This is a genomic window from Paraburkholderia sp. JPY465 (assembly GCF_050436725.1).
Classification (GTDB): Bacteria; Pseudomonadota; Gammaproteobacteria; order Burkholderiales; family Burkholderiaceae; genus Paraburkholderia; species Paraburkholderia youngii.
The window spans coordinates 824,886-847,543 of the sequence record NZ_JBNDMT010000002.1 but is presented as its reverse complement, the minus strand read 5'-3'; the positions used below and the strand labels follow the sequence as shown (position 1 = coordinate 847,543).

General features: G+C 62.4%; 19 protein-coding genes, 2 pseudogenes and 1 other annotated feature. Of the genes and pseudogenes, 14 read left to right on the top strand and 7 right to left on the bottom strand.

From position 1 onward, the window contains the following. Window positions 1-8: 8 nt before the first annotated feature. Window positions 9-1,196 carry an NAD(P)/FAD-dependent oxidoreductase gene (locus QFZ94_RS05935; protein ID WP_429455882.1) on the bottom strand — a complete coding sequence of 396 codons (1,188 nt, stop codon included), beginning with the start codon at window positions 1,194-1,196 and terminating at the stop codon, window positions 9-11. A 132-nt stretch (window positions 1,197-1,328) separates the two neighbouring features. Between QFZ94_RS05935 and QFZ94_RS05930 the strand changes: the two genes are divergently transcribed. Then, window positions 1,329-2,294 carry a LysR family transcriptional regulator gene (locus tag QFZ94_RS05930; RefSeq protein WP_429455881.1) on the top strand — a complete coding sequence of 322 codons (966 nt, stop codon included), beginning with the start codon at window positions 1,329-1,331 and terminating at the stop codon, window positions 2,292-2,294. 26 nt (window positions 2,295-2,320) lie between these two features. Further along, complete coding sequence (gene hutG / locus QFZ94_RS05925; RefSeq protein ID WP_429455880.1) at window positions 2,321-3,115, top strand: N-formylglutamate deformylase; 795 nt, start codon at window positions 2,321-2,323, stop codon at window positions 3,113-3,115. Between the two features lie 250 nt (window positions 3,116-3,365). On the opposite strand, the gene QFZ94_RS05920 is transcribed toward hutG, so the two are convergent. Next, window positions 3,366-3,968: a helix-turn-helix domain-containing protein gene (locus tag QFZ94_RS05920; protein WP_410851823.1), complete on the bottom strand. Its 603-nt coding sequence runs from the start codon at window positions 3,966-3,968 to the stop codon at window positions 3,366-3,368. Between the two features lie 161 nt (window positions 3,969-4,129). On the opposite strand from QFZ94_RS05920, the gene glnT reads away from it, so the two are divergent. From glnT to QFZ94_RS05870, 10 genes and pseudogenes are all read left to right on the top strand, one after another. Then, window positions 4,130-5,524 (top strand): type III glutamate--ammonia ligase, encoded by a 1,395-nt coding sequence (gene glnT, locus QFZ94_RS05915; RefSeq protein ID WP_429455879.1) that lies wholly within the window; start codon window positions 4,130-4,132, stop codon window positions 5,522-5,524. A gap of 11 nt (window positions 5,525-5,535) precedes the next feature. After that, window positions 5,536-6,444 carry a class II glutamine amidotransferase gene (locus QFZ94_RS05910; protein ID WP_429455878.1) on the top strand — a complete coding sequence of 303 codons (909 nt, stop codon included), beginning with the start codon at window positions 5,536-5,538 and terminating at the stop codon, window positions 6,442-6,444. Beyond that, on the top strand, window positions 6,432-7,121 hold the full coding sequence (locus QFZ94_RS05905; RefSeq protein WP_410851825.1) for a protein glxC: 690 nt from the start codon (window positions 6,432-6,434) through the stop codon (window positions 7,119-7,121). Before QFZ94_RS05910 ends, QFZ94_RS05905 begins: the two co-directional genes overlap by 13 nt. A 27-nt stretch (window positions 7,122-7,148) precedes the next feature. Then, window positions 7,149-8,510 (top strand): FMN-binding glutamate synthase family protein, encoded by a 1,362-nt coding sequence (locus QFZ94_RS05900; protein ID WP_410851826.1) that lies wholly within the window; start codon window positions 7,149-7,151, stop codon window positions 8,508-8,510. A 28-nt stretch (window positions 8,511-8,538) separates the two neighbouring features. Continuing rightward, window positions 8,539-9,972: an APC family permease gene (locus tag QFZ94_RS05895; protein ID WP_429455877.1), complete on the top strand. Its 1,434-nt coding sequence runs from the start codon at window positions 8,539-8,541 to the stop codon at window positions 9,970-9,972. Further along, window positions 9,969-11,711 (top strand): protein kinase domain-containing protein, encoded by a 1,743-nt coding sequence (locus QFZ94_RS05890; RefSeq protein WP_429455876.1) that lies wholly within the window; start codon window positions 9,969-9,971, stop codon window positions 11,709-11,711. Before QFZ94_RS05895 ends, QFZ94_RS05890 begins: the two co-directional genes overlap by 4 nt. 139 nt (window positions 11,712-11,850) lie before the next feature. After that, a pseudogene (locus QFZ94_RS05885) lies at window positions 11,851-12,644 on the top strand (ABC transporter substrate-binding protein); the annotation flags it as partial. Between the two features lie 191 nt (window positions 12,645-12,835). Further along, window positions 12,836-13,033 (top strand): hypothetical protein, encoded by a 198-nt coding sequence (locus tag QFZ94_RS05880; protein ID WP_429455875.1) that lies wholly within the window; start codon window positions 12,836-12,838, stop codon window positions 13,031-13,033. Window positions 13,034-13,621: 588 nt separating this feature from the next. After that, window positions 13,622-13,885: pseudogene (locus QFZ94_RS05875) on the top strand (ISKra4-like element ISBte2 family transposase); the annotation flags it as partial. A gap of 385 nt (window positions 13,886-14,270) precedes the next feature. Continuing rightward, complete coding sequence (locus QFZ94_RS05870) at window positions 14,271-15,722, top strand: IS1182 family transposase (protein WP_429455874.1); 1,452 nt, start codon at window positions 14,271-14,273, stop codon at window positions 15,720-15,722. Window positions 15,723-16,508: 786 nt separating this feature from the next. On the opposite strand, the gene QFZ94_RS05865 is transcribed toward QFZ94_RS05870, so the two are convergent. The 3 genes from QFZ94_RS05865 to QFZ94_RS05855 form a co-directional block, all read right to left on the bottom strand. Further along, window positions 16,509-17,135 carry a tyrosine-type recombinase/integrase gene (locus tag QFZ94_RS05865; RefSeq protein ID WP_429455873.1) on the bottom strand — a complete coding sequence of 209 codons (627 nt, stop codon included), beginning with the start codon at window positions 17,133-17,135 and terminating at the stop codon, window positions 16,509-16,511. A gap of 384 nt (window positions 17,136-17,519) precedes the next feature. Next, complete coding sequence (locus tag QFZ94_RS05860) at window positions 17,520-17,903, bottom strand: nuclear transport factor 2 family protein (protein ID WP_429455872.1); 384 nt, start codon at window positions 17,901-17,903, stop codon at window positions 17,520-17,522. 386 nt (window positions 17,904-18,289) lie between these two features. Further along, complete coding sequence (locus tag QFZ94_RS05855; protein ID WP_429455871.1) at window positions 18,290-18,742, bottom strand: hypothetical protein; 453 nt, start codon at window positions 18,740-18,742, stop codon at window positions 18,290-18,292. Window positions 18,743-19,093: 351 nt separating this feature from the next. Here QFZ94_RS05855 and QFZ94_RS05850 point away from each other — a divergent pair, with 351 nt between their 5' ends. Continuing rightward, window positions 19,094-19,471 carry a hypothetical protein gene (locus QFZ94_RS05850; protein ID WP_410853000.1) on the top strand — a complete coding sequence of 126 codons (378 nt, stop codon included), beginning with the start codon at window positions 19,094-19,096 and terminating at the stop codon, window positions 19,469-19,471. A 402-nt stretch (window positions 19,472-19,873) separates the two neighbouring features. Here the strand turns inward: QFZ94_RS05850 and QFZ94_RS05845 are convergent, their stop codons facing one another. Next, window positions 19,874-20,131 carry an SDR family NAD(P)-dependent oxidoreductase gene (locus tag QFZ94_RS05845; protein WP_429455869.1) on the bottom strand — a complete coding sequence of 86 codons (258 nt, stop codon included), beginning with the start codon at window positions 20,129-20,131 and terminating at the stop codon, window positions 19,874-19,876. Window positions 20,132-20,307: 176 nt separating this feature from the next. On the opposite strand from QFZ94_RS05845, the gene QFZ94_RS05840 reads away from it, so the two are divergent. After that, window positions 20,308-21,545 (top strand): IS3 family transposase gene (locus QFZ94_RS05840; protein WP_429455868.1). Its coding sequence is split into 2 segments (ribosomal slippage): window positions 20,308-20,602 and window positions 20,602-21,545, totalling 1,239 coding nucleotides; the frame shifts between segments, so codons are not numbered across the junction. Further along, window positions 20,598-20,714: a sequence feature (AL1L pseudoknot), on the top strand. Its footprint overlaps the gene before it by 117 nt. Here QFZ94_RS05840 and QFZ94_RS05835 read toward each other — a convergent pair. Further along, window positions 21,532-22,578: an IS110 family transposase gene (locus QFZ94_RS05835; protein WP_429455867.1), complete on the bottom strand. Its 1,047-nt coding sequence runs from the start codon at window positions 22,576-22,578 to the stop codon at window positions 21,532-21,534. The genes QFZ94_RS05840 and QFZ94_RS05835 overlap by 14 nt on opposite strands. Window positions 22,579-22,658: the final 80 nt, after the last annotated feature.

Genomic DNA, 22,658 nt, shown 5'->3' with positions numbered 1-22,658 from the left:
TCCATGAATCAGGACACCGCGCCCGAGCCGTATTTGCCGACCAGCAGCGCGCCCGTCGAGAAGCGCTCGAGCGCATAGGGCGCGAGCGACACATCGGTCGGCTGACCGAGCGCATGCTGCGCGAGCAGCCTGCCGATGCCCGGCGAGAGCTTGAAGCCGTGTCCGGAGAAGCCGAAGCCGACCACCAGTCCCTCGACATCGCCGACACCGCCGAGCACCGGATTCCAGTCGGGCGTGACGTCGTAGACGCCCGTCCACGACGACGCGAGCCCCGCCGTCTCGTAGGCGGGAAACCGCTCGGCGACCTGCGCGCCGACTTCGACGACATAGTCGAGGGAGATCTCGCCCTGCTCGGTCTCCGGCGCGTTGAGCGTTTCGCCGACCACGCCTTCGGACACCAGCATCTGGCTGCCGCCGTAGCTGCGAAAATAGAGCATGCCGGGCGAACCGAGGTCCTTGAACGCCGGCATGCCGAAGGTGTATGCCCCCGTCTCGCATTCGAGGGCGAGCACCGTGTGGCGCTCGGGTTTCACAGGCAGCGGCACGCCGATCCAGGCGGCCAGCTCGGGCGTCCAGATGTTCTGCGTGCTGACGAGGGTGCCGCAGCTGAAGCGGCCCGCGCTCGTCTCGACGCCGGTCACGCGGCGACCTTCGCGGATCACGCCCGTCACGCTCACGCCTTCCATGATCTTCGCGCCGCGGCGGCGCGCCGACCTGGCGAAGCTGGTCGCGACGAGATAGGCGTCGGCGAAGCCGGCCTCGGGCTCGAATCCGATCAGCGCCGCGTCGTCGAACTGCGCGATCGGCAGGCGCTCGCGCGCTTCGGCGCGGTTCATCAATTGCACTTCGATGCCCATCTCCTGCTGCGCGGCGAGCGACGCGCGCAGTGGTTCGAGCTTGTCGCCTTCGGGCGCGCAGATCAGGTAGCCGCATTTGACGAGCCCGCACGACGCTTCGTCGTCGCCGACATACTCGGCGAAGTGGTTGAACGCCGACCACGACGAGCGCGCGAGCTCGACGTTCTGGCGAACCGAATAGTGCGTGCGCAGCAGGCCGGATGATTGCGAAGTCGTGCCGGCGCCGATCGTGTCGCGCTCGAGGACCAGCACGCTTTTCGCGCCGGCGGCGGCGAGATGGTGCGCGACCGAGGCGCCGATCACGCCGGCGCCGATCACGATGAAGTCATAGTGGCTCATGGGAGCGTTCCGATTTTCCTGTAGGGGCGATGGAACGGATTCTAGAAAGCCGAAACGCGGGCGAATTTTGAGCAAGCAGCATTCGACATCGTCGCGCGACATGCGCTGGGCGCCGCGGACACTGGAGTCATGATGAGACGAACTCAACCGCCAATCGATCTGCGCGCGCTGCAGGCCTTCATCGCCGTGTGCGAGACCGGCTCGATGACGGGCGCGGCCAGGCAGTTGGGCGTGAGCCAGAGTGCGATCAGCCAGGCGGTCTCGGCGCTCGAGCGCGATCAGGGCATGACGCTGTTCGACCGCGAGAGCCGGCCGCCGCGGCCCAATATTGCCGGGCGCGCCTTGCTCGAGCTCGCGGGGCCGCTGCTCGAGCATGCGCAGATGGTCAGCACGCGCATCGGCGACGCGTCGCACGCGGGCACGCTGCCTGTGCGGCTTGGTTGTGTCGATTCGTTCGCGGCCACGGTCGGGCCGGAGCTGATTCGCGCGGTGTCGAATTCGGCCCGGCAGATCGCGTTGTGGTCGGGTCTCACGCCGGGGCTGTCGAAGCAGCTGCACGAGCGGGAACTCGATCTCGCCGTCTGCACGCAGACGACGCTGAACGATGCGCGCATCGTCGAAGTGCCGCTCTTTTCGGAAGCGTTCGTCGCGGTCGTCGCGCGCAGCCATCTCGCCGGCCGTGCGCCGCTCGACTGGCGCACGCTCAAGACGGAGCTGCCGCTGATTCGCTATACGGCGCGCTCGGTGATCGGCCAGCAGGTCGAGCGCTTCGCGCGGCATCTCGGCATTGACAGTCCGCGCCGCTACGAATTCGACGCGACCGATCCGCTGCTGAGTCTGGTGGCGGCCCGGCTCGGCTTTGCGATCTCGACGCCGCTGTGCCTGTGGCAAGCACGGCACTATCTCGACGAGATCGCGGTGTTGCCGCTGCCGTCCGGGCGGCTCGGACGGCGCGATTTCTTCCTGCTGCACCGGCAGGGCGAGTGGGACGATTTCGCGAGCGAAATCGTCACCTTGACGCGCACGGTCATCGATCGCTCGATCCAGCCGGCGCTGGCGCGTGCGTTGCCGCAGCTTCCCGCCGACGCATTGCTCTAGTCGCGTCGTTTTCATGGAGAACGTCTTTGGACGATCTATATACGTTGCAAAGCGGCGAGGCGCCGCTGCTGATCTCGATTCCACATCTGGGCAGCCGGATTCCCGCCGAACTTCAGCCGCTCTATACGGAACAGGCGCTCACGGTTGCCGATACCGACTGGCATCTCGACCGTCTGTACGATTTCGCCGCGGAATTGGGAGCGACGGTGCTTGGCGCGAAGCTGTCGCGCTATGTGATCGACCTGAACCGGCCGCCGAACGACGAGAGCCTGTATCCGGGGCAAACTATGACCGGCCTGTGCCCGGCTGAGACGTTTCGCGGCGAGCCGGTCTACCGCGCTGGCTGCGAGCCTAACGCGCAGGACAAAGCGCGGCGCGTGACGGACTACTGGCAGCCTTATCACGACCGGCTGCGCGCGGAACTCGCGCGTCTGCGCGAGCGTCACGCTCACGTCGTGCTGTGGGAGGCGCATTCGATCGCGAGCGTGCTGCCGCGCCTGTTCGACGGCAAGCTGCCGGACCTGAACCTCGGCACGCAGGACGGCCGCACGGCTGCACCCGCCTTGCAGGCAGCCGCCGTTGCCGCCGCCGCAGCGAGCTCGTTCAGCTGGGTCGCGAACGGACGCTTCAAGGGCGGCTATATCACGCGTCACTTCGGCGCGCCGCACGACGGTGTGCACGCGCTCCAGCTCGAGATGTGCCAGTCGACCTACATGAGCGAGCGCGCGCCGTTTGCCTATGACGAGGTACGTGCGGCACGCGTGCAGCCGGTATTGCGCGCAATGATCGAGGACGTGCTGCGCGCCTTGGCGACTTTATAAGTTGTGTTGATACACCGTCGTAACCCGCCTGGCCGTTTCAGTGCAGCTTTGCACCGCATTCACGATTCGGGCGCACCGCAGGCAAGCAGAAGCAGGAGAAGCCGGGAGAGGGGGCAAGACCGCGGTGCGCCGCCAGTGTTTATTGACAGGAACTTTTGATTCTCACTGATAAACATGGCACGGACGTTGCATGACAGTGGGACAGTTGCCCGGAATGCGGCCGCGAGGTCGGAGCCGAGGTGGAGGCCGCTCACTCGGCGGCGGACTGAGCGTAGACGAAGATCGAAAGAAACTGGATCGGCGTCTTGATCAGGCGTTCTGGGCCATGCGGGATATCGCCGCGGAACGTGAGCGTGTCGCCGGGATGCAGGATGTAGGTTTGCTGGCCGTGGCGGTATTCGATCACGCCCTTGAGCATGTGGATGAACTCGGTGCCCGGGTGCTCGAAGACGGGGAAACGCTCCGACTCGTCGTCCATCGTGATGAGGAACGGTTCGAAGAGCTTGCGCGGGCCCTGATCGTACGCGAGCAGATGGTAGGTGTGGCCGCGCTGCGTGCCCTTGCGGACGACCTCCATGCCGGCGCCTTTCTTGACCAGTTGGGCGCCGCCTTGCGGGACGTCGAAGTTGCGAAACAGCGCCGACATCGACACGCCGAGCGCCATGGCGATGCGGTGGAGCACGTCGAGCCCGGCCGAGGTTTGCGCGTTCTCGATCTTCGAGAGCATTCCGCGGCTGATGCCGGCCTGCTCGGCGACCTGCGCGATGGTCAGTTCGTGAGACTGGCGCAGCTCGCGGATCGTCGTGCCGAGATGGCGTTCGAGCGGTGATTTGTTGTCGTCCGCGGTTTGCATGGATGACCTCGGAAAAAGGAAGCAAGGTTAGCAGATCGCACTGGTTTGCCGGCGTTTGAAGCGGGCCTTTGAAGCGGGCCTTGAAAGCGGGAACGCGTGCGCGCAGAGTTTCCTGGTGGGAAATATTTTTGCATGTTAATAAATTGTTGCAAGGAGTGGCAATGAACCTGAACGATGCGAGCAAGCTGCCGGTCACCGTCAACGAGCTCGGGAGCGTGCCGCGCTTCGACACGGCACAAGACGCGCAGGCCTGGCTCACGCAACAGGGCGTGAAATACGTGCTGGCGCAGTTCGTCGATATTCACGGCGTGGCGAAGGCAAAGTCGGTGCCGGTCGCGCATCTGAAAAGCGTGCTCACCGCGGGGGCGGGTTTCGCCGGCTTTGCGATCTGGGGTGTCGGGATCGAGCCGAACGGGCCGGACTTCATGGCTGTCGGCGATCTGTCGACGCTCACGCCGGTGCCCTGGCAGCCCGGCATTGCGCGCATCGCGTGCGATGGCCATGTCGACGGCAAGCCCTGGCAGTTCGATTCGCGCGTGACGCTGAAGAAACAGGTCGCGCGCATGACCGGGCGCGGCTGGACGCTCTACACGGGGCTCGAACCCGAGTTCTCGCTGCTGCGCCGCTCGGCGTCGGGCCTGCTCGAGCCATGCGATCCGAGCGATACGCTCGCGAAACCGTGCTACGACTACAAAGGCCTCTCGCGCACCCGCGTGTTCCTGGAAAAGCTCACCGAATCGATGCGCGCGGTCGGCATCGACGTCTATCAGATCGACCACGAGGATGCGAACGGCCAGTTCGAGATCAACTACACGTACACGGATTGCCTGACTTCATGCGACCACTACGTGTTCTTCAAGATGGCCGCGTCCGAGATCGCCAACGAGCTCGGCATGATTTGCTCGTTCATGGCCAAGCCGTTTGCGAATCGTCCCGGCAACGGCATGCACATGCACATGTCGATCGGCGACGGCGAGCGCAATCTGTTCGCCGACAAGGGCGATCCGCTCGGCATGGGCCTCTCGAAGCTCGGCTACCAGTTCACGGCCGGCTTGCTCGCCCATGCGCCGGCGCTCGCGGCGCTGTGCAATCCCACCGTCAACTCGTACAAGCGGCTGGTAGTGGGCCGTTCTCTGACGGGCGCGACCTGGGCGCCTGCCTATATCAGCTACGGCGACAACAATCGGTCGACGATGGTGCGCATGCCGGGCGAGCGCATCGAACTGCGCCTGCCGGACGGCTCGTGCAATCCGTATCTGGCGACCGCCGCCGTGATCGCGGCCGGGCTCGACGGCATCGAGCGCGAATTGTCGCCGGGCGCCCCCGCCAACGAAAACCTCTACGACTGGACACCGCGGCAATTGCGCGAGCACGGCATCGGCGTGCTGCCGCAGAACCTCGAACAGGCGCTCGACGCGCTCGAAGCGGACCGCCTGATCTGCGATGCGCTCGGCCCGGTCGCCGATGAATTCCTCAAGTTGAAGCGCATGGAATGGCTCGAATACATGCGCCACGTATCGGATTGGGAGCTGAAGAGCTACCTCGAATTTTTCTAAGGAGACGCACTATGTGTGGAATCGTAGGGCTGCTGGTCAAGACGCCGGCACTACGTGAACGGCTCGGCGAACTGATGGTGCCGATGCTGATCGGCATGACCGAGCGCGGCCCCGACTCGGCCGGGCTGGCCGTGTTCGGCACGGCGGTCGATGCGCACCAGCGCAAGCTCAGCCTCTACTCGGGCTTCACCGACGAAGGCGAGCGTTTCGCCTGGCAACCGCTCGTCGACGCGTTGAACGCCGCGATGGATGTCACGCCGCGCATCGAAGCGAAGGGCAATCATGCCGTGCTGACGCTGCAAGGCAGCGTCGAGAACGTGAAGCGCTGGCTCGGCGAGCATTATCCGAAGCTCTATCTGCTGTCCGCGGGCCGCTCGATCGACCTCTACAAGGACATCGGCTCGCCCGCGCAGGTTGCTCAACGCTACGGCTTCGCGGACCTGAAGGGCTCGCATCTGGTCGGGCATACGCGGATGGCGACCGAATCGGCGGTCACGCCGGATCGCGCGCATCCGTTCACGGCGGGCGAGGACTTCTGCCTAGTGCACAACGGCTCGCTGTCGAATGCGCACGGCGTGCGGCGCAAGCTCGAACCCGAGGGCATTCACTTCGATACCGACAACGATACGGAAGCGGCCTGCCGCTTTCTCGAATGGCGCCTGCGCGAAGGCGACACGTTGCCGGACGCGCTGCAAAAAGGCTTCGAAGAGCTCGACGGCTTCTACACCTTTCTGATGGGCACGACGACCGAGCTCGCGCTGATCCGCGATCCGTTCGCCTGCAAGCCCGCCGTGGTCGCGGAGAACGACGAGTACGTGGCGATTGCCTCGGAGTTCCGTTCGCTCGCGCATCTGCCCGACATCAAGAATGCGAAGGTCTTCGAACCCGCACCTGAGGAGATGTATGTATGGAAAGCGTGACATTCGACCTTGAACGCTCGCCGGTCAGGGCGCTGAACCAGTACCTGCACGGCGATGCCGCTGAGCTTACCGGTCAGCGCATCACGGTGAGTTCGCCCAACGGCGCGCACAACATCGCGGTCGGCGTCGATGCCGACGTCAGCATCACGATCGAGGGCCATGCCGGCTACTACGCGGGCGGCATGAACCAGCACGCGAAGATCGTCATCGAGGGCAGCGCGGGCACCGGGGTCGCCGAAAACATGATGAGTGGCAAGGTGCACGTGAAGGGCTTTGCGTCGAACGGCGCGGGTGCTTCGGCGCATGGCGGGCTGCTCGTCATCCACGGCGACGCGGGCCTGCGTTGCGGGATTTCGCTGAAGGGGGGCGACATCGTCGTCGGCGGATCGGTGGGCAGCTTCTCGGCGTTCATGGCGCAAGCGGGCCGCATGGTGATCTGCGGCGATGCGGGCGACGCGCTCGGCGACTCGCTCTACGAAGCGGTGCTGTATGTGAAGGGTGAAGTGAAATCGCTCGGCGCGGACGCGCAGTTCGAGCCGATGAGCGATGCGGACGTCATGGCCGTCGCCGCGCTGCTCGATGCGGCCGGACTGCAGCACGATCCGCGCGCGTTCAAACGCATCGCCTCGGCTCGCACGCTCTACCACTGGAACGCCGACGCGGACCAGGAATATTGAACACCCAAGATCATCGAGAAGGTCCCCATGGAAAAGCCCGTTCATTTCGCCCGCTTGCAGCAGGAAGAGTCGCAAGGCTACGACCGCAAGACGATCGACTACATCCACATGGCCGCGCAGCGCGGTCTCTATGAAATCCGCGGCCTTGGCGCCAAGCGGCGCGTGCCGCACTTCGACGATCTGCTGTTCCTCGGCGCGTCGCTGTCGCGCTATCCGCTCGAAGGGTATCGCGAGAAGTGCGTCACCAAAACGGTGCTTGGCACACGCTTTGCGAGCAAACCCGTCGTGCTCGACATCCCGATCACGATTGCGGGTATGAGCTTCGGCGCGCTCTCGGCGAACGTGAAGGAAGCGCTGGGACGTGCGGCGACGGCGGCCGGCACCTCGACGACGACGGGCGACGGTGGCATGACGCAGGAAGAACGTCGTTCGTCGAAGACGCTGGTCTACCAGTGCCTGCCGTCGCGCTATGGCTTCAACCCCGACGACGTGCGCCGCGCCGATGCGATCGAAATCGTGATTGGCCAGGGCGCGAAGCCGGGCGGCGGGGGGATGCTGCTGGGCCAGAAAGTGAACCCGCGGGTCGCCGCGATGCGCACGCTGCCCGCGGGCGTGGACCAGCGTTCGGCGAGCCGTCATCCGGACTGGACCGGCCCCGATGACCTCGCGATCAAGATTCAGGAGTTGCGCGAAATCACCGATTGGGAAAAGCCGATCTACGTGAAGGTCGGCGCGACCCGCACGTTCAACGACGTGAAGCTGGCGGTGCATGCCGGCGCGGATGTGGTGGTGATCGATGGGATGCAGGGCGGCACCGCGGCGACGCAAACGTGCTTCATCGAGAACGTCGGCATTCCGACGCTCGCCGCGGTGCGGCAGGCCGTCGACGCGCTCGAGGACCTGAACATGAAAGGGCAGGTGCAGCTAATCGTGTCGGGCGGCATCCGCACCGGGGCCGACGTGGCGAAGGCGCTCGCGCTCGGCGCCGATGCCGTGGCGATCGGGCAGGGCGTGCTGATGGCGCTCGGCTGCAACAGCGACACCTATTTCAAGGATGGCGCGCTGCATTCGGCCACCGCCGATTACGCGGCGCTCAACACGTCGCCGGGTTTTTGCCACCACTGCCACACGGGCAAGTGCCCGGTCGGCGTGACGACCCAGGACGCCATGCTCGAGCAGCGCGTGCAGCCGGAGGAAGGCTCGCGCCGGGTACGCAACTACCTGAAGACGCTGAACATGGAACTGACGACGATCGCACGCGCCTGCGGCAAGCAGAACGTGCATCACCTGGAGCCGGAGGATCTCGTGGCGCTGACGGTGGAGGCGGCCGCGATGGCGCGCGTGCCGCTCGCCGGCACCTCGTGGATACCAGGACTAGCGAATTACTGAACCACCAACGTAAGCAGGAGAGCCCAGCATGAGCGCAACACCGCAACCTACCGCTGTTCCTTCGCAGTCCGCCGATCTTCGATCGTCGAGCCTGGGCTTCATGGAGACGATCGGCCAGTCTCTCGCCAACATCTCTCCGACTCTAACGCCGTCGATCAACGTCGTGGCCGTCGCGGCACTCGCGGGTGCGGGCAGCTGGCTGGTCTACGGGCTGTCGACGCTCGGGCTCATGTTCGTCAGTCTCAACATCGCCGTGCTGGCCAGCCGGTTCGCCGCGGCCGGATCGTTCTTCATCTTCATCTCGCGCTCGCTCGGGCCAATGGCGGGCGGCATCGCCGGATGGGGGCTGATTGCCGCCTACACCGGTACGGCGATGGGCGTGCTCGCCGGCGAAGCCATCTTCGTGCAGAACGCGTTCACGCCGTTCGGCATCGCCGTGCCGACCTGGCTGATCTATGTGGTGAGCGCGGGGTTGGCCTGGTTCCTGTCGTCGCGCGACATCAAGCTGTCTTCGCGCCTGAGCCTCGCGATCGAGGCCGCCTCGATCACGATCGTCGGCGGCGTGCTGCTGGTGGTCTTCTATCAGCATCCCGAGCGCATCGTCGATCATGCGCAGCTGTCGCTGCAGGGCACGACGCCCAAAGGGATGGCGGAGGCGATGGTGCTCGGCATCTTCTCGTTCGTCGGCTTCGAGAGCGCCGCGTCGCTCGGCAAGGAAACCAGGGACCCGCTGAAGGCGATTCCTCGCGCCATCATCTGGAGCATGGTGCTGGCCGGCGCCTTCTTCATGTTCGTCGCCTACTCGATGGTCGTCGCCTACGGCGGCAACGTGAGCAAGCTCGGCGCCGATACCGCACCACTGCAGACGCTGCTGAGCGGACTCGGTGCACCGGCGCTGGCGCCGCTGTTCTATCTGATCGCGTCGGTGAGCGCGTTCGCCTGCATGCTGGCCTCGATCAATGCCGCGAGCCGGCTGCTGTTCTCGATGGGCCGCTATCAGTTCGTGCACCGCTCGATGGGCATGGTGCACACCAAGCATCAGACGCCGCACTATGCGGTGGCCTTTGCCGCGCTCCTCTCGCTGGCCGTGAATCTCGCGTTGCTGGGCACGGGCGCGTTGAATACGTTCGGCTATACGAGCACGTTCGCGACATTCGGCTTCATCGTGGCCTACTTCCTGATCTCGGTGTCCGCGCCGCTCTACCTGAAGAAGCAGGGGCAGCTCAAGCTTGCCAATCTGGTGGTGGGCATCCTCGGCGCCGTGGCGATGATCGGCGGGTTCTTCGGCAGCGTCTATCCGGTTCCGGACTGGCCGTACAACATCCTGCCTTATCTGTTCGCGGCCTACATGCTGTTCGGCCTCGGCTGGCTCGCGATGCTGAAGAAGCGTGCGCCGCAGGTTCTCGATAAGATCGAGCATGATCTCGAATCGAGCGAAGCTGCGATCTTCGACAGGAAATGACCGACACACCCCTCGCGAATGCCATCGAAGCAGCGTGCATGACACTGCGGCCCGAGCGCGGCGAATCTCCTGAGCTCGACATCGCCTTTGTTTCCGAGCCGGGCCGCAGCGGGCGCAACGAGGACTACGTCGGCATCATGCTCGGGGATCTGATGCAACGCTCGGCGCGGGGGAGCGTAGTCGCGCTGGCTGACGGCATGAGCGGCGGCCGGGGAGGGCGCGTGGCGGCCGAGCTCGCCGTGCGAAGCTTCATCGACGGCTACTATGCGCCGCCTCACACGCTGGCGCCCGAAGCCGCGGCGTCGCGCGCGCTCGATGCGATTCACCGCTGGCTGCACCAGATCGGCCGCAGCGACGCGGCGCTCAGTCAGATGGCGGCGTGCTTTGCGGCGCTCGTGATCAGGGGCGCCACGGCCTGGCTCGTCGGCGCGGGGGACGTGCGGCTTTATCAGCTGCGCGATGGCGAAGTGTCGCAACTCGGCGGCGACGACGTCATCGACGTGCCGTTCGGCGCCTTCGTCGCGCATGCGGTCGGCATGCAGAGTGCGCTGGTGACACGCATCGAGAGCTGGGCGCTAAAGGAAGGTGACCGCCTGCTGCTGTGCTCCGACGGGCTCTATCGACGCACACCGTGGCGCGAGTTGCGGGCCGTGCTGTCGGCGCAGGCGTCCGCGGCCGCGGTGGCTGAACGGCTCGTCCAGATGGCGCGCTCGCGCGGCTCGACCGACGACGTCTCGGCGGTCGTGGTCGACGTGCGCAAGGTGCCGGACCTCGACTATCGCTATCTCGAAGGCGTGCTCGGCGACCTGCCGATTCTCGCGGTTCCCGCGTGTGGCGAGGTGATCGACGGCTATGCGCTGACCACGGTACTGAGCGACGGACATTACTCGCGGATCTTCATCGGCCACGACCTTGCCGACCCGCAAAAGCGGCTCGCGCTCAAGTTCCCGAAGCCGCGCGTCGACGAAGACGCCAACGTGCGCCAGTCGATCGTCCGGGAACGGTGGCTCGCGGGGAAGATTGACAGCGAGAACGTACTTGCGCCGAGCGCGATCGATCCCGCGCGCCAGACCCGCCTCTATGTCGTGATGCCGTTCCTCGACGGCTTGCCGCTCGAAACCTTGATGACGCCGGCACTGATGTCGCTGACGCGCGGCCTCGCGATCGCGCGTCAGCTCGGCCGCGCGATCCACGCGCTGAATCGCCAGGGCATCTTCCATCGCGACATCAAACCCGAGAACGTGCTGGTGTTGCCCGACGGCAGCGTGAGGCTGCTGGACCTCGGCTTTGCCTACATGCCCGGCCTGCTCGCGCCGGGGCCGTCTATTGCGCCGGGCACGCCCGCCTACATGGCGCCCGAGCTTCTCAAAGGCGGGAAGGGCGATGCGCGCTCCGAGGTCCTTGCGTTCGGCGTCACCCTGTATCGCATGTTCAGCGGCGGACGCTCGCCGTACGGCTTCAATAGCCGGGTTCCGTTGCAGCATCACCGACCCGACCTGCCAGCATGGCTTGACCTCGTGCTCGAGAAGGCGATGCAGGCCGATCCGGAGCGTCGCTATCAGGATGCGCTCGAGCTCTGTGCCGAGCTGGACCGATTCGCCGCGGGCGGCGGCGAAACGCCAACGGCAGCGAGGCTGCCATTTATCGAGCGCAGTCCGGTGACCTTCTGGAAAAGCGTGGCGTTGATCCTTCTGATCCTGCTGCTGATTGCGTTGGCGCACGGTTCGGGAGCGGCCTGAAAGGTCCCGGCGGCTTTTATTTTTTCTAATTTCTTGGCATTCCATCATCTCAGAAGACGGGATTCATGGTCCTGTGATCATCGTCTACTGCACCGTTACCGCGGCGCTGTACGTCCCTTAAACGTTTCTGGAGATCGACATGAGCAGTAAATGGATTGTGTTTGCAGCGCCGCTGACTGCTGCGTGCTTGATGACGCTCGCGGCAGCGCCCGCACTCGCCGCCGACCCGATCGTCTTCACGAGCTGGGGCGGCACCACGCAATCGTCGCAACAGAAGAACTGGGCGCAGCCGTTCACGCAGGCGAGCGGTATCACCGTATTGATGGATGGCCCGAACCGACTACGGCAAGCTAAAGGCAATGGTCGATAGCGGCAACGTGAGCTGGGACGTCGTCGATGTGGAGGGCGACTTCGCGTACGCCGCGCAAAAGGCCGGCCTGATCGAGCCGATCGACTACTCGGTCGTGAAGAAGGACGAACTGGACCCGCGCTTCGCGACGCCGGACGCGGTAGGCAGCTTCTATTACTCGTTCGTGCTCGGCTACAACAAGTCGAAGTACACGGGCGCACAGCCGCAGACGTGCGGCGGATCTGTTCGACACCAAGAAATTCCCCGGCAAGCGCACGTTCTACAAGTGGTCGGCACCGGGCGTGCTGGAAATCGCGCTGCTCGCCGACGGCGTGCCGCCGAACAAACTCTATCCGCTCGATCTCGACCGCGCGTTCAAGAAGCTCGACACGATCAAGAGCGACATCGTCTGGTGGAGCGGCGGCGCGCAGTCGCAGCAACTGCTCGCATCGGGCGAAGCGCCGATCGGCATGTTCTGGAACGGACGTTTGCATGCGCTCGCGCAGACCGGTGTGCCGGTCGGCATTTCGTGGAACCAGAACCTGACCGCCGCCGACATGCTCGTGATTCCAAAGGGCGCGAAATGGTCCGTGACATTCTCGAGCGCGTCGCAAAGCCGACCCTTGATCCTTCGGAACGCCGAAGTCCGCCTCGCGCACGTCGCTCGTCAAGCCGATAGGCGACAAAATCTGCCAGGTCTGGTTTCGCGTGCTGCCAATGCAGCCGTAGCCGGATCTGGTCACCCGTTCTTCGTTCTCGCCGCGAGGTAAACGACATGTTGAGCCCGCACGAATTGGCCACATTGTTGCTGTCGAAAGATGCGCCTGAGCGGATCGATTCGGATCGGGCAGAGCTTGGCACACTCCGCGAATTGCAATTGATTGCGAATGAGCCAGCTGGGCCGGGACTGCGGTTTCCTCGCGTGACGGCGCGTGGCGACGCCGTACTGCGTGCGTTTGCACGTGCAGGTTGACTGGTGCACCGACATTCTGTTGAGACGAACTATAGTCGTCTGTCGAGCCGTCTTCGCTGGCGGGGTGGCAATCCGGGTGTATCTGAGGAGGCCGACGTGGACCAATTTTGGTTGGGTATGGGGCTATGGGCCCGATCGTGCTGGTGATGGCGGCGTGTGGCGTGATTGCGCACTACAGCCGTCAACGGCGCGGTGCCGATCTGCTGCGCAACCTTGATCACCACGACTGGTGTCGCTGGACCCGGTCGCGACACTGAACGTCGTCGTCGGGACTGCAGTCACACACTGTCGCGCCGGTGAAAGTCAACCGCGACCAGTCGGCACGCGAGGTCGCAGCAGACGAAGGCCGTCAGGCGGTCCCAAGCCGTCTCGCACTGCACCGGGGAACCTCCCGTCGCGCTGGCTGCATTACTCCACAACCGGACGGATGAGCTACGCGCAGAATTCGGCCATAGCTGACGTTCAGGTGATGGCTTAGGTCGGTCGGCTTCACGGCACTCTCCGGCCGTTCGCACCTCAGCGGTCGTGAGCGACTCGTCTCGCTGTCGCCAACGCGTCCTTGCGACCGTTGCAGGCCTTCAGTGAGCCTTGGACCGGTTCACCACCCTCGTGAAGGCCACAACCGGAAGCAATCAAACGAAACCGTCGGTCATAACCGATGGTGCCAAATGCCTCCACTCAATCGCTTGTCGATTATCGTTTTCTCCTACCCCTGTTCTGGACTCGTTCCATATATCAATGAGAGTGACGTATCTCAAGCAGATCATCAAGGGCATACACGCACAATCCGAAGCGGAAAAGGCCACCCGACGTGTGCTGATGTCCCGCGTTGACAAGCTGCGCTGGTGCTTCACTTCGCGGGACGGTTGCATGCCATCACGATACATTGACGCGTTATCGCTACATCAAGCCAATGATTGGCGCGCGCAGTCACTGGCGCGATTTGCTGTGCATAACCGACGAGCCACGCGCGTACTACCTCACCGAGCGTGCTTGCGGCCACGTTTCCCATTGGCCGGGACTCGTCGAATTCAGTGCTCAGAGCCCGCCTCACAGCGTTATCGGAGACTTCCCGCACTCGAATCGGATCGAATTTTATTCTTGTTCGTCAGTCGGATAAGATCGCCGATTGTCGACGATTCTGGTTGAAACGCCGAATGTCCGAAACTGGCCGAGGCCGTGTAAAAACGTGCTTGATAGCCTAGACTAAATCAACCTGTTGGCGCGAGAGGGGAAGATGGGGCGATTTGTCGAAGGTGCAGACCGCAATCAGGCAACGCTGCTGCCGGAATGTCTCGATGACTTTATTGCAGAAGACAATCCCGTCCGGATCATCGACGCATTCGTTGAAGAACTCGAACTGGTTTCTCTGGGATTTGAAGGCGCCACGCCTGCAATCACTGGTCGACCGTCTTACCACCCCACAGTGCTGCTCAAGATCTATATCTACGGCTATCTCAATCGCGTGCAGTCGAGCCGACGTCTGGAGCGGGAGTGCCAGCGCAATGTCGAACTGATGTGGCTGACCGGCCGGCTTGCGCCAGACTTCAAGACGATTGCCGAGTTCAGGCGCAGCAATGGTGATGGTATTCGCAACGTATGCCGTCGCTTCGTCGTGATATGCCGTGACCTGAAGCTGTTCACACAAGCGGCCGTGGCCATCGACAGCAGCAAGTTCAAGGCGGTCAACAGCCGCGACAACAACTTCACGCCCAACAAGATTGCGCGGCGTCAGGAGCAGATCGAACAAAGCATCCAGCGTTATCTGGATGCGCTGGAGACTGCCGATCGCACTCAACCAGCCGAGGTAGAAGCGAAGACTGAGCGGCTACGGGAGAAGATCGAGACGCTGCGCGAACAGATGCGCGAGCTGGATCACGCGGCAGAGCTTCTGAACGATCTGCCGGAAAAGCAGATCTCGATGACCGACCCCGACTCACGCTCGATGATCTCGCAAGCCAAGGGTACGGGCGTGGTTGGCTACAACGTCCAGGTAGCCGTCGACACCCGACACCATCTCATCGTCGCCCACGAAGTCACGAATGTCGGCAGCGACCGAACGCAGTTGAGCCCGATGGCTAAAGCCGCGCGCGATGCGATGGGCAAGAAGAAAATCAAGGCACTGGCAGACCGCGGATACTTCAGCGCACCGGAGATCAAGGCGTGCGACGACGCGGGTATTGCGGCGCTGGTGCCAAAGAGCCAAACCTCCGGTGCAAAGGCTGACGGTCGGTTCGACCGGGCCGACTTCATTTACATCGCCAAAGATGACCAGTACCTGTGTCCGGCGGGTCAACGTGCGATATACAGGTACACGTCCTTTGAGAGTGCCAATCTGCTGAAACTGCGGACCTACTGGAGCAGCGCCTGTCCGCGCTGTCCGCTCAGAAACCAGTGCACGCCGGCTCCTTACCGGCGCATTCGCCGGTGGGAACACGAAGCGGTACTCGAGAGAATGCAACTCAGACTTGATCGCCAGCTTGACGCCATGACAATACGACGTCGAACGGTCGAACACGTGTTCGGCACACTGAAGCACTGGATGGGCTCAACCCACTTCCAGACGCGCAGGCTCGGGTACGTATCGACTGAAATGAGCTTGCATGTGCTGGCATACAACCTCAAGCGCGTCATCAGGATTCTCGGATTTGCAAAGACATTGCGAGCGATGAAGCTGGCAGGCGTGTGATCTCACGCCTGACCATGATTGCTCGCATAACGCGATCCGGTCAGTCGCTGGCAAACCGGAACTGCGCAGACGCGGTCTCACAGGTGCTCTTCCGGCCTGCCGGCCCAGACGTTTTTACACGGCCTCGGCCGAGGGTGTGTCAAAACTCGAAATTACCCGGCTTTCGGATGTCACTTTACCCCTCCCCAAGTGCAACGAAGCCGGTACAGAGCATTCTGATGGGTCGACTTTTGCGCCCGACGTCGAAGCCGCACGTTTTGACACACCCTCGGCCGCGCCCTGACAGCGACGCAGACTCTACAATCAACGACGCGCGTCGAGTACAAGAAAAATCGAGTAAAGCCGGTAGAGAAATCCGGGAGATTTGCGACTTACCGCCCCAGTCGCCCCATACAGCCGAAGATGCTTACAACCGCGAAAGCGACGAGGAGCGAGCCGACCAAGACGTAAGCGAGGAGGAATTTGATCGGTGATTCGGACTTGTATATGTCGCCCCCGAAACGTCCATGGACCTTTTCTTCCGTTCGATAGCTTGATAGCGTCGCGATTAAGCCGCCCGCTGATCCGACGAGAGTTCCGATCCAGCCGAAATGGATACCGTTGATCGGGTATGCAATGCATATTCCCCATGAAACGAGGGCCACCGTCAGGAGAGCCCCGACCATTCTATTCACTTTGGTAGTCGATTTCGAAGGACGACATCGAAATTGTCAACGATCTACGCACTGATGTCGAATGGCCGAAGGTGACCGGACAGCGCCCGAGTGCCGTCCGGCCGCCTGTCGTTCAAACCTCTGTCTGTTTCGCCATCTCGAGAGCGTCGTCGACCTCAATGCCAAGGTATCGAACGGTACTCTCGAGCTTTGCGTGACCGAGCAGCAACTGTATCGCGCGCAGGTTCTTTGTGCGCCGGTAAATCAGCGACGCTTTCGTTCGACGCATTGAATGCGTTCCGTAAGCTGTATCGTCGAGCCCGATCGACCGTATCCAGCGATGGACAAGGCGGGCGTACTGGCGCGTCGAAAGTTGGGCTGAGCCGTGAATGCGGCTTGGGAAGAGATAGTCGCTCGACGACGGTCCCGCCTCTCGAATCCACGCAGCGGCGCTCTCCCGGGTCTGTTCAGTGATTTCAAACTGGACCGGCCGCTGGGTCTTCTGCTGCATTACGGTCGCCCTTGGTGCCACACGCGAGCCAAGACAGATATCCCTCACTCGCAATTTCGTTAGATCGCACGCTCTCAACTTGCTGTCGATCGCGAGGTTGAACAGCGCGAGCTCGCGCGCTCTTCCAGCAAGCTGCAGGCGGATACGGATTCCCCAAATCTCCCTCAGCTTCAGTGGCAGCTTCTGCCCCGTCAGCTTGTCCTTGTTCCGCGGTACACGGCCGACGCCCGGGTTGATGGTGGCTTCCATGACGAATCTCCTTTCGAAGGACGGGAGAATCAGTTTGCACCCGGCGCCGCCGCGCAATACCCGACCCGGAGGCGACACTCACAATCCCCCACAGCGGCCATTCAGATTGGCGACAAACGACGCCCAGTGCGGTTTGAGCAGAGCCCGATTGGCCCCCACTCGTTCCGCGCGATGGCCAATACTGTCGTGGTGCACTCGCGGCCCTTGAAGCGTCGATCATTGACGCGTTCTGATTGAACACGCTTTCCAACCGTTTTGCAGAGCCTTATCGCCGCCGTGTTGTCCGACGTCTCCGCAAGGATTCGCTGAACTGCGAATTCGAGGAAGCCAAATTCCAGCGAGGCGACCATTAAGTGATTGTGCTTATATCCCCGCAATGCATTGTCATGCGATCTGCTGAACCCATTGACTCCGCCAACGCGGCGCTTCAAAGGGATCTGAAAAGTACTGGGTCTCGTGCATGACCTTCCCGTTGCGGAACTCCATGATGCTTACCGTGTAAGCCGGCCGCCCGTTATAGGTGATGGAGTATTCCGTGATCCATAGATTACCTTCTCCTTGAATTCGCCTGACATCGAAACCTGCTGGCTTGCCTGGATGATGACTCCGCAGTGCCTGCAAATTCATTCGCCCGAGGATTCGTTCACCCGACTGGGGATAGTCACAGATGGCATCGTCATCGTAAATATCGTGTTCTGCGTCGAGATCGCCGGCCGCCGACGCTTGCCAGTGCGCATTCAGGGCTTCACGTATTTTCTCTTCCTGCATGGAGTGCCTCCGGCTGCCGTTTACGTTCACCTATTGCGGGCGTCGTGGAATAAACCCGGGCGCCCGTCCTGACGACATCGAGACTCCACGAAGCATGTGCTCAATCGGGGTCTCAACTTCATAGTGATGGGCATCTGTTCAACTTCATAGTGATGGGCATCTGTTAGCAAGGGGACGACTTCACGAATTGTGTACGAACTTCGAGTCGGTGTCGAACGACCGTTTCTGGCCGGGTTGAGGCAGCGCCCTGCGTAACTCGCTCGCCGGAAACCGGCCATTGAGGGAAGGCGCGCAAGACATCTGCTAGCCAAACTGGACGACAGCCTCGAACGGCCGCTGATGGCCCGATCTGTGTCCCGCGATCGAGCATCACGGCCCGCACGCAGTCACCGTTGAAGCCAATCGCCGCGACCAATGCCATAAATGCGATCGCACTCGTCGTATGCCTCCTCGAGCGTGGCATACCAATGATCGGAGGTCGGAGATGCCTCTTCTGTGGATTCGTACCGCATCAGCAGAAAGCTTCCGTCGTTAAGCTGTTCAATCTCGACTTTCCAGGTCGTGCCTTGGCTTGCGCCTCGGCCATCAAGAGATGTCCGTGTCGGTGCCCAAATCCGCATAGGTAATTCGCGTCCGTTGAACGTAGTGTTTGGAGGGTCGTCAAGCCTGGCCGACACTGACCTGAAAAAGAGGGCTGGTGCCGGCCACTTATCCGGGTCTATCCATTCCGGGCGAAGCCCGCGAATGTGTTCTTTTCGGACCTGTTCCATCGATTCCACGTTGCCCAGATCGGCCTCAATCTCACCGACGCAGCCCCAGCAGTCGCCGCCGCAGTTCATCGACAAGGGGTCGTCGGGCTGGTCGAGTGACCGCCCACATATCCGACATTTCATCGCTAGCCTTCCGGTATGTGAAGTAGCCAAATTGTCAGCGATTCGTGCAGGTACGTCGACCGGCCGGTCATGGCCGACCGCCGCCCGTGCGGTCGGCCGTACCCGGCCTGAGCGGACTTCTGATGTCTCGCGGCGGCAATGACTGCACGCCAAGGGAGGCAGTCGTTCGGTTGGGCACCGGTTGGGGACGGTCGCAGGTCTCCCGTTGTTCAGGGAAAAGGCGGGTAAATTATCAGTTTGATAACTCCGTCCGGCTGTCGAAGGCTTCATCGAAGTGACGCGACAGAAAACGGCGCAATGGAAATGCGGCTTCAGCACTACAATCTGGACGATGAAGCGCGAACGGAACTGCTAGGGTATCTAGTGGTTGCTCAACTCATCGCGCGAGCAAGCACGGGGCAATGGCTTGAAGCAGCGGATGTCTGCGAATCTGTACTGCTTTGGCTCTCGGCTAATGATGGCAATTGCGGTGCCCGGGAACGCTCTGAGTTGTCGCGGCTTTCGGTCGCCGCGGCTGAACAGTTTGTCGGCTTGCCGCCGTTCGACGATGAAGCGAGTTTAATTCAAATGATCTTGGCCCTGAACCGTCTTGACTATCGCAAAGCCGACGTCAAAAAAATATTGGCAGTTTGCGGTGAATACATCACGCATCGTCATGGCGCAGGCTGGTCCTGATAGGACAGTCAAGCCGTAAGCAGGCATGCCAGCGTCAAAGCACATTTGTTAGCCGTGACCGACGAGCGCGCGTCGCGCATCTGCCGAGTTTCAGAGTACGTCGGCCGTTCGAGTGACGACTGCACGCCTTCGGCGGCAGAAAGTGGCCGGGTCCTGCCAGCCGGCCAACGCTGGCTCCCGGCCGCCGCCGCCGCGCCGGGGAATGCACCAAACCGACCCCGAGCGGTCATACGCGGTCGCGACAGGCGGAAGGCCGCTTCCAAGGTATTACGGCCCGTCAAGTCGTCGGCCCGGACGGCAAATGCTCTGCCGTAGCGGTCGTGCGCCGCCATCGGACTTTCCACTCGATGAGAGGCCGTTGGTGAGAAACAGGTTAGACCGAGGTGCAGTCACGCGCAGTATTCAATCTGCCGTAGCATCGGCGACGAGCCTTGGATCTGAGGCCGTGTTGACGTGGTTTGCCACAGAGCTTGTTGCCGCGCGACGCTCGGTGTCATATGCGGTCAAGAGCCCCGCTGCCTTCGGGGCATTCAGTTCACGATTCGTCCGGGTGCACGAAGGCTCGACCAGGACCACTCGCACGCCAAACTGTCGGGTCTCATGGTCCAGGCTCTCCGACATCCCTTCGATGGAGTGTTTAGTTGCCGAGTAGAGGCCCATATAGGGCGCTGGCAGGAATCTGTGTCCAGTTCGCGTAGTCCTGCGGTACAGAGCCAAAGACCATATGCTCGCGGTCGGCGAATTGCTTCGCTGTGGCTCGGCCAATCCCTGAGGAAACCCCTGTGATGAAGCGCCCCGGGTTTTCCGGAGACTCCACTTCTTGAGAAAATGGAGCTATGGAAAACACGAAGAAGAAGTCCCCGAGGTACTCGCCGGAAGTTCGTGAGCGGGCTGTGCGAATGGTACTGGAACATCAAGGCGATCGCGAATCGCAATGGAAGGTGATCGCGTCGATCGCAGCGAAGTTTGGCTGCTCGGGCGAGACGCTGCGTAGCTGGGTACGCAAGGAAGAGCGGAATCGGGGTTTGCGCCCGGGCACGAGCACGCAGGAGCAGGATCGGATCAAGGAACTGGAGCGGGAAGTGCGTGAGCTTCGGCAGGTCAATGAAATCCTGCGCAAGGCGTCAGCGTATTTCGCACAGGCGGAGCTCGACCGCCGACCGAAGTGATGATCACGTTCATCGATGATCACCGGCACGTCTACGGGGTCGAGCCGATCTGCAGGGTGCTGCCAATCGCCCCGTCGACGTACTACACGCATGTGGCCCGCCGCGCCCATCCTGAGCTGGTGCCGGCGCGGGCCCAGCGCGACAGGATGCTCAAGGACGAGATCCAGCGTGTGTGGGAAGAAAACTTCCAGGTCTACGGCGCAGACAAGGTCTGGAAGCAATTGAAGCGCGAAGGCATTGTCGTGGCGCGTTGCACGGTCGAGCGGCTGATGAAGCAGATGGGCCTGCGCGGTGTGGTGCGGGGCAAGACGGTCCGCACGACAGTGAGCGATGGTTCGACGCCGTGCCCGAAGGATCTGGTGAAGCGGCAGTTCACGGCCGAACGGCCCAATGCGCTGTGGGTGTCAGATTTTACGTATGTATCGAGCTGGCAAGGCTTCGTCTATGTCGCGTTCATCATCGACGTGTTCGCCCGGCGCATTGTCGGCTGGCGCGTCTCGAGCTCGGCGCGAACGGACTTCGTTCTGGACGCACTGGAGCAGGCCTTGTACGAACGACAGCCGGCGCAGCAGGACGGGCTGATCCATCACAGCGACCGCGGCGTGCAATACGTATCGATCCGCTATACGGATCGGCTGGTCGAGGCTGGCATCGAGCCATCCGTGGGCAGCGTGGGCGACTCCTACGATAACGCGCTGGCTGAAACGATCAATGGCTTGTACAAGGCAGAGGTCATTCACCGCCTCGGGCCGTGGCGCAATCTGCAGGCCGTTGAAATGGCCACGCTCGAATGGGTGGACTGGTTCAACAATCGTCGGCTCTTCGGCCCCATCGGCAACATTCCACCTGCCGAGGCAGAAGCCGCTTACTATGCAAATCTCGCTGAGTCTGTCACTGTGGCATGACGCAAGCAAAACGGTCTCCGGAAAACCCGGGGCGCTTCACTTCGCTGCTGAGCAGTGCCTGGATGATCCGCGCGTTCCTGTTGGCCAGTGCGACCGCTGCGCAGTTATGCCCGCGTCGAGCCATCAGCTCTTGAAGCCAGATGCTCTGAGGATCCGTTTTTTTCGGTGCATAGCGCAGAACAGCCCGAGCACCATGAATGAGCAAGGTCCGCAGGTATGTGTCGCCGCGTCGGCTGATGCCGTGCAGGCGAGGCTTGCCGCCAGACGAATACTGTCGAGGCACGAGGCCGAGCCAGGCGGACAGATGCCGGCCGTTGCGAAACTGCCTGGCATCGCCGACCGCGGCGACAACGGCCGTGGCGGTAATCGGGCCAATACCAGGGATCTCGGCGATCTTCCTGCAGAGCGCGGATTTCTTCATGAACGTCTGGATGGATGCCTCGATGAGATGAAAACGTTCCTCTATGGCGCGCATGTGCTGCAGAAGTTCGGTGAGCAGAGTCTGGCAAAAGGAGATCAGTTCATCTGCGCTCCTGCGCAGCAATTCCGGTATCGCGCGCCTGAAGGCTTCCGGTGAGCGCGCAATAGCCAGCCCCCGTTCGCCGAGCAGGCCACGTATCTGGTTGATCAGCGCGGTACGATGACGCAGCAGAATTGCGCGCATGCGATGTGCTGCCTGGATATCCTGCTGCTCGACAGATTTGATCGTCACGAAGCGCATCGTGGGCCGGCTGGCAGCCTCGACGATCGCCTCCGCATCATTGCGGTCGTTCTTGTTTGTCTTGACGAACGGCGCAACATATTGCGGGCTGATCAGCCGGACTTCGATACCGACCGACTGGAAACGCCTCCCCCAGTGGTGGGCAGTGCTGCATGCTTCCATGACAACCAACTTCGGGTTCAAGGCGCGTACGGCTTCGAAGAACGAACTCCGCGAGACCTTCGACCGATGCACAACACGACCGCGACGATCAGCGCCGTGGAGCTGGAAGATCTGTTTCGCTAGATCAATGCCGAGAACGTCGATTTCCATGATGAACCTCCGCACGTCTGGGTGAGTGCGTTAGTGTCCCCCGGTGGGAGGCGCCGGGTCCATCTCAGTAAAACCTGGCG

Coding starts and splice junctions, on each gene's coding strand:
- QFZ94_RS05935 (WP_429455882.1), bottom strand. CDS start 1,196: ATGAGCCACTATGACTTCATCGTGATCGGCGCCGGCGTGATCGGCGCC.
- QFZ94_RS05930 (WP_429455881.1), top strand. CDS start 1,329: ATGAGACGAACTCAACCGCCAATCGATCTGCGCGCGCTGCAGGCCTTC.
- QFZ94_RS05920 (WP_410851823.1), bottom strand. CDS start 3,968: ATGCAAACCGCGGACGACAACAAATCACCGCTCGAACGCCATCTCGGC.
- glnT (WP_429455879.1), top strand. CDS start 4,130: ATGAACCTGAACGATGCGAGCAAGCTGCCGGTCACCGTCAACGAGCTC.
- QFZ94_RS05910 (WP_429455878.1), top strand. CDS start 5,536: ATGTGTGGAATCGTAGGGCTGCTGGTCAAGACGCCGGCACTACGTGAA.
- QFZ94_RS05905 (WP_410851825.1), top strand. CDS start 6,432: ATGGAAAGCGTGACATTCGACCTTGAACGCTCGCCGGTCAGGGCGCTG.
- QFZ94_RS05900 (WP_410851826.1), top strand. CDS start 7,149: ATGGAAAAGCCCGTTCATTTCGCCCGCTTGCAGCAGGAAGAGTCGCAA.
- QFZ94_RS05895 (WP_429455877.1), top strand. CDS start 8,539: ATGAGCGCAACACCGCAACCTACCGCTGTTCCTTCGCAGTCCGCCGAT.
- QFZ94_RS05890 (WP_429455876.1), top strand. CDS start 9,969: ATGACCGACACACCCCTCGCGAATGCCATCGAAGCAGCGTGCATGACA.
- QFZ94_RS05880 (WP_429455875.1), top strand. CDS start 12,836: ATGTTGAGCCCGCACGAATTGGCCACATTGTTGCTGTCGAAAGATGCG.
- QFZ94_RS05870 (WP_429455874.1), top strand. CDS start 14,271: ATGGGGCGATTTGTCGAAGGTGCAGACCGCAATCAGGCAACGCTGCTG.
- QFZ94_RS05865 (WP_429455873.1), bottom strand. CDS start 17,135: ATGGAAGCCACCATCAACCCGGGCGTCGGCCGTGTACCGCGGAACAAG.
- QFZ94_RS05860 (WP_429455872.1), bottom strand. CDS start 17,903: ATGCAGGAAGAGAAAATACGTGAAGCCCTGAATGCGCACTGGCAAGCG.
- QFZ94_RS05855 (WP_429455871.1), bottom strand. CDS start 18,742: ATGAACTGCGGCGGCGACTGCTGGGGCTGCGTCGGTGAGATTGAGGCC.
- QFZ94_RS05850 (WP_410853000.1), top strand. CDS start 19,094: ATGGAAATGCGGCTTCAGCACTACAATCTGGACGATGAAGCGCGAACG.
- QFZ94_RS05845 (WP_429455869.1), bottom strand. CDS start 20,131: ATGGGCCTCTACTCGGCAACTAAACACTCCATCGAAGGGATGTCGGAG.
- QFZ94_RS05835 (WP_429455867.1), bottom strand. CDS start 22,578: ATGGAAATCGACGTTCTCGGCATTGATCTAGCGAAACAGATCTTCCAG.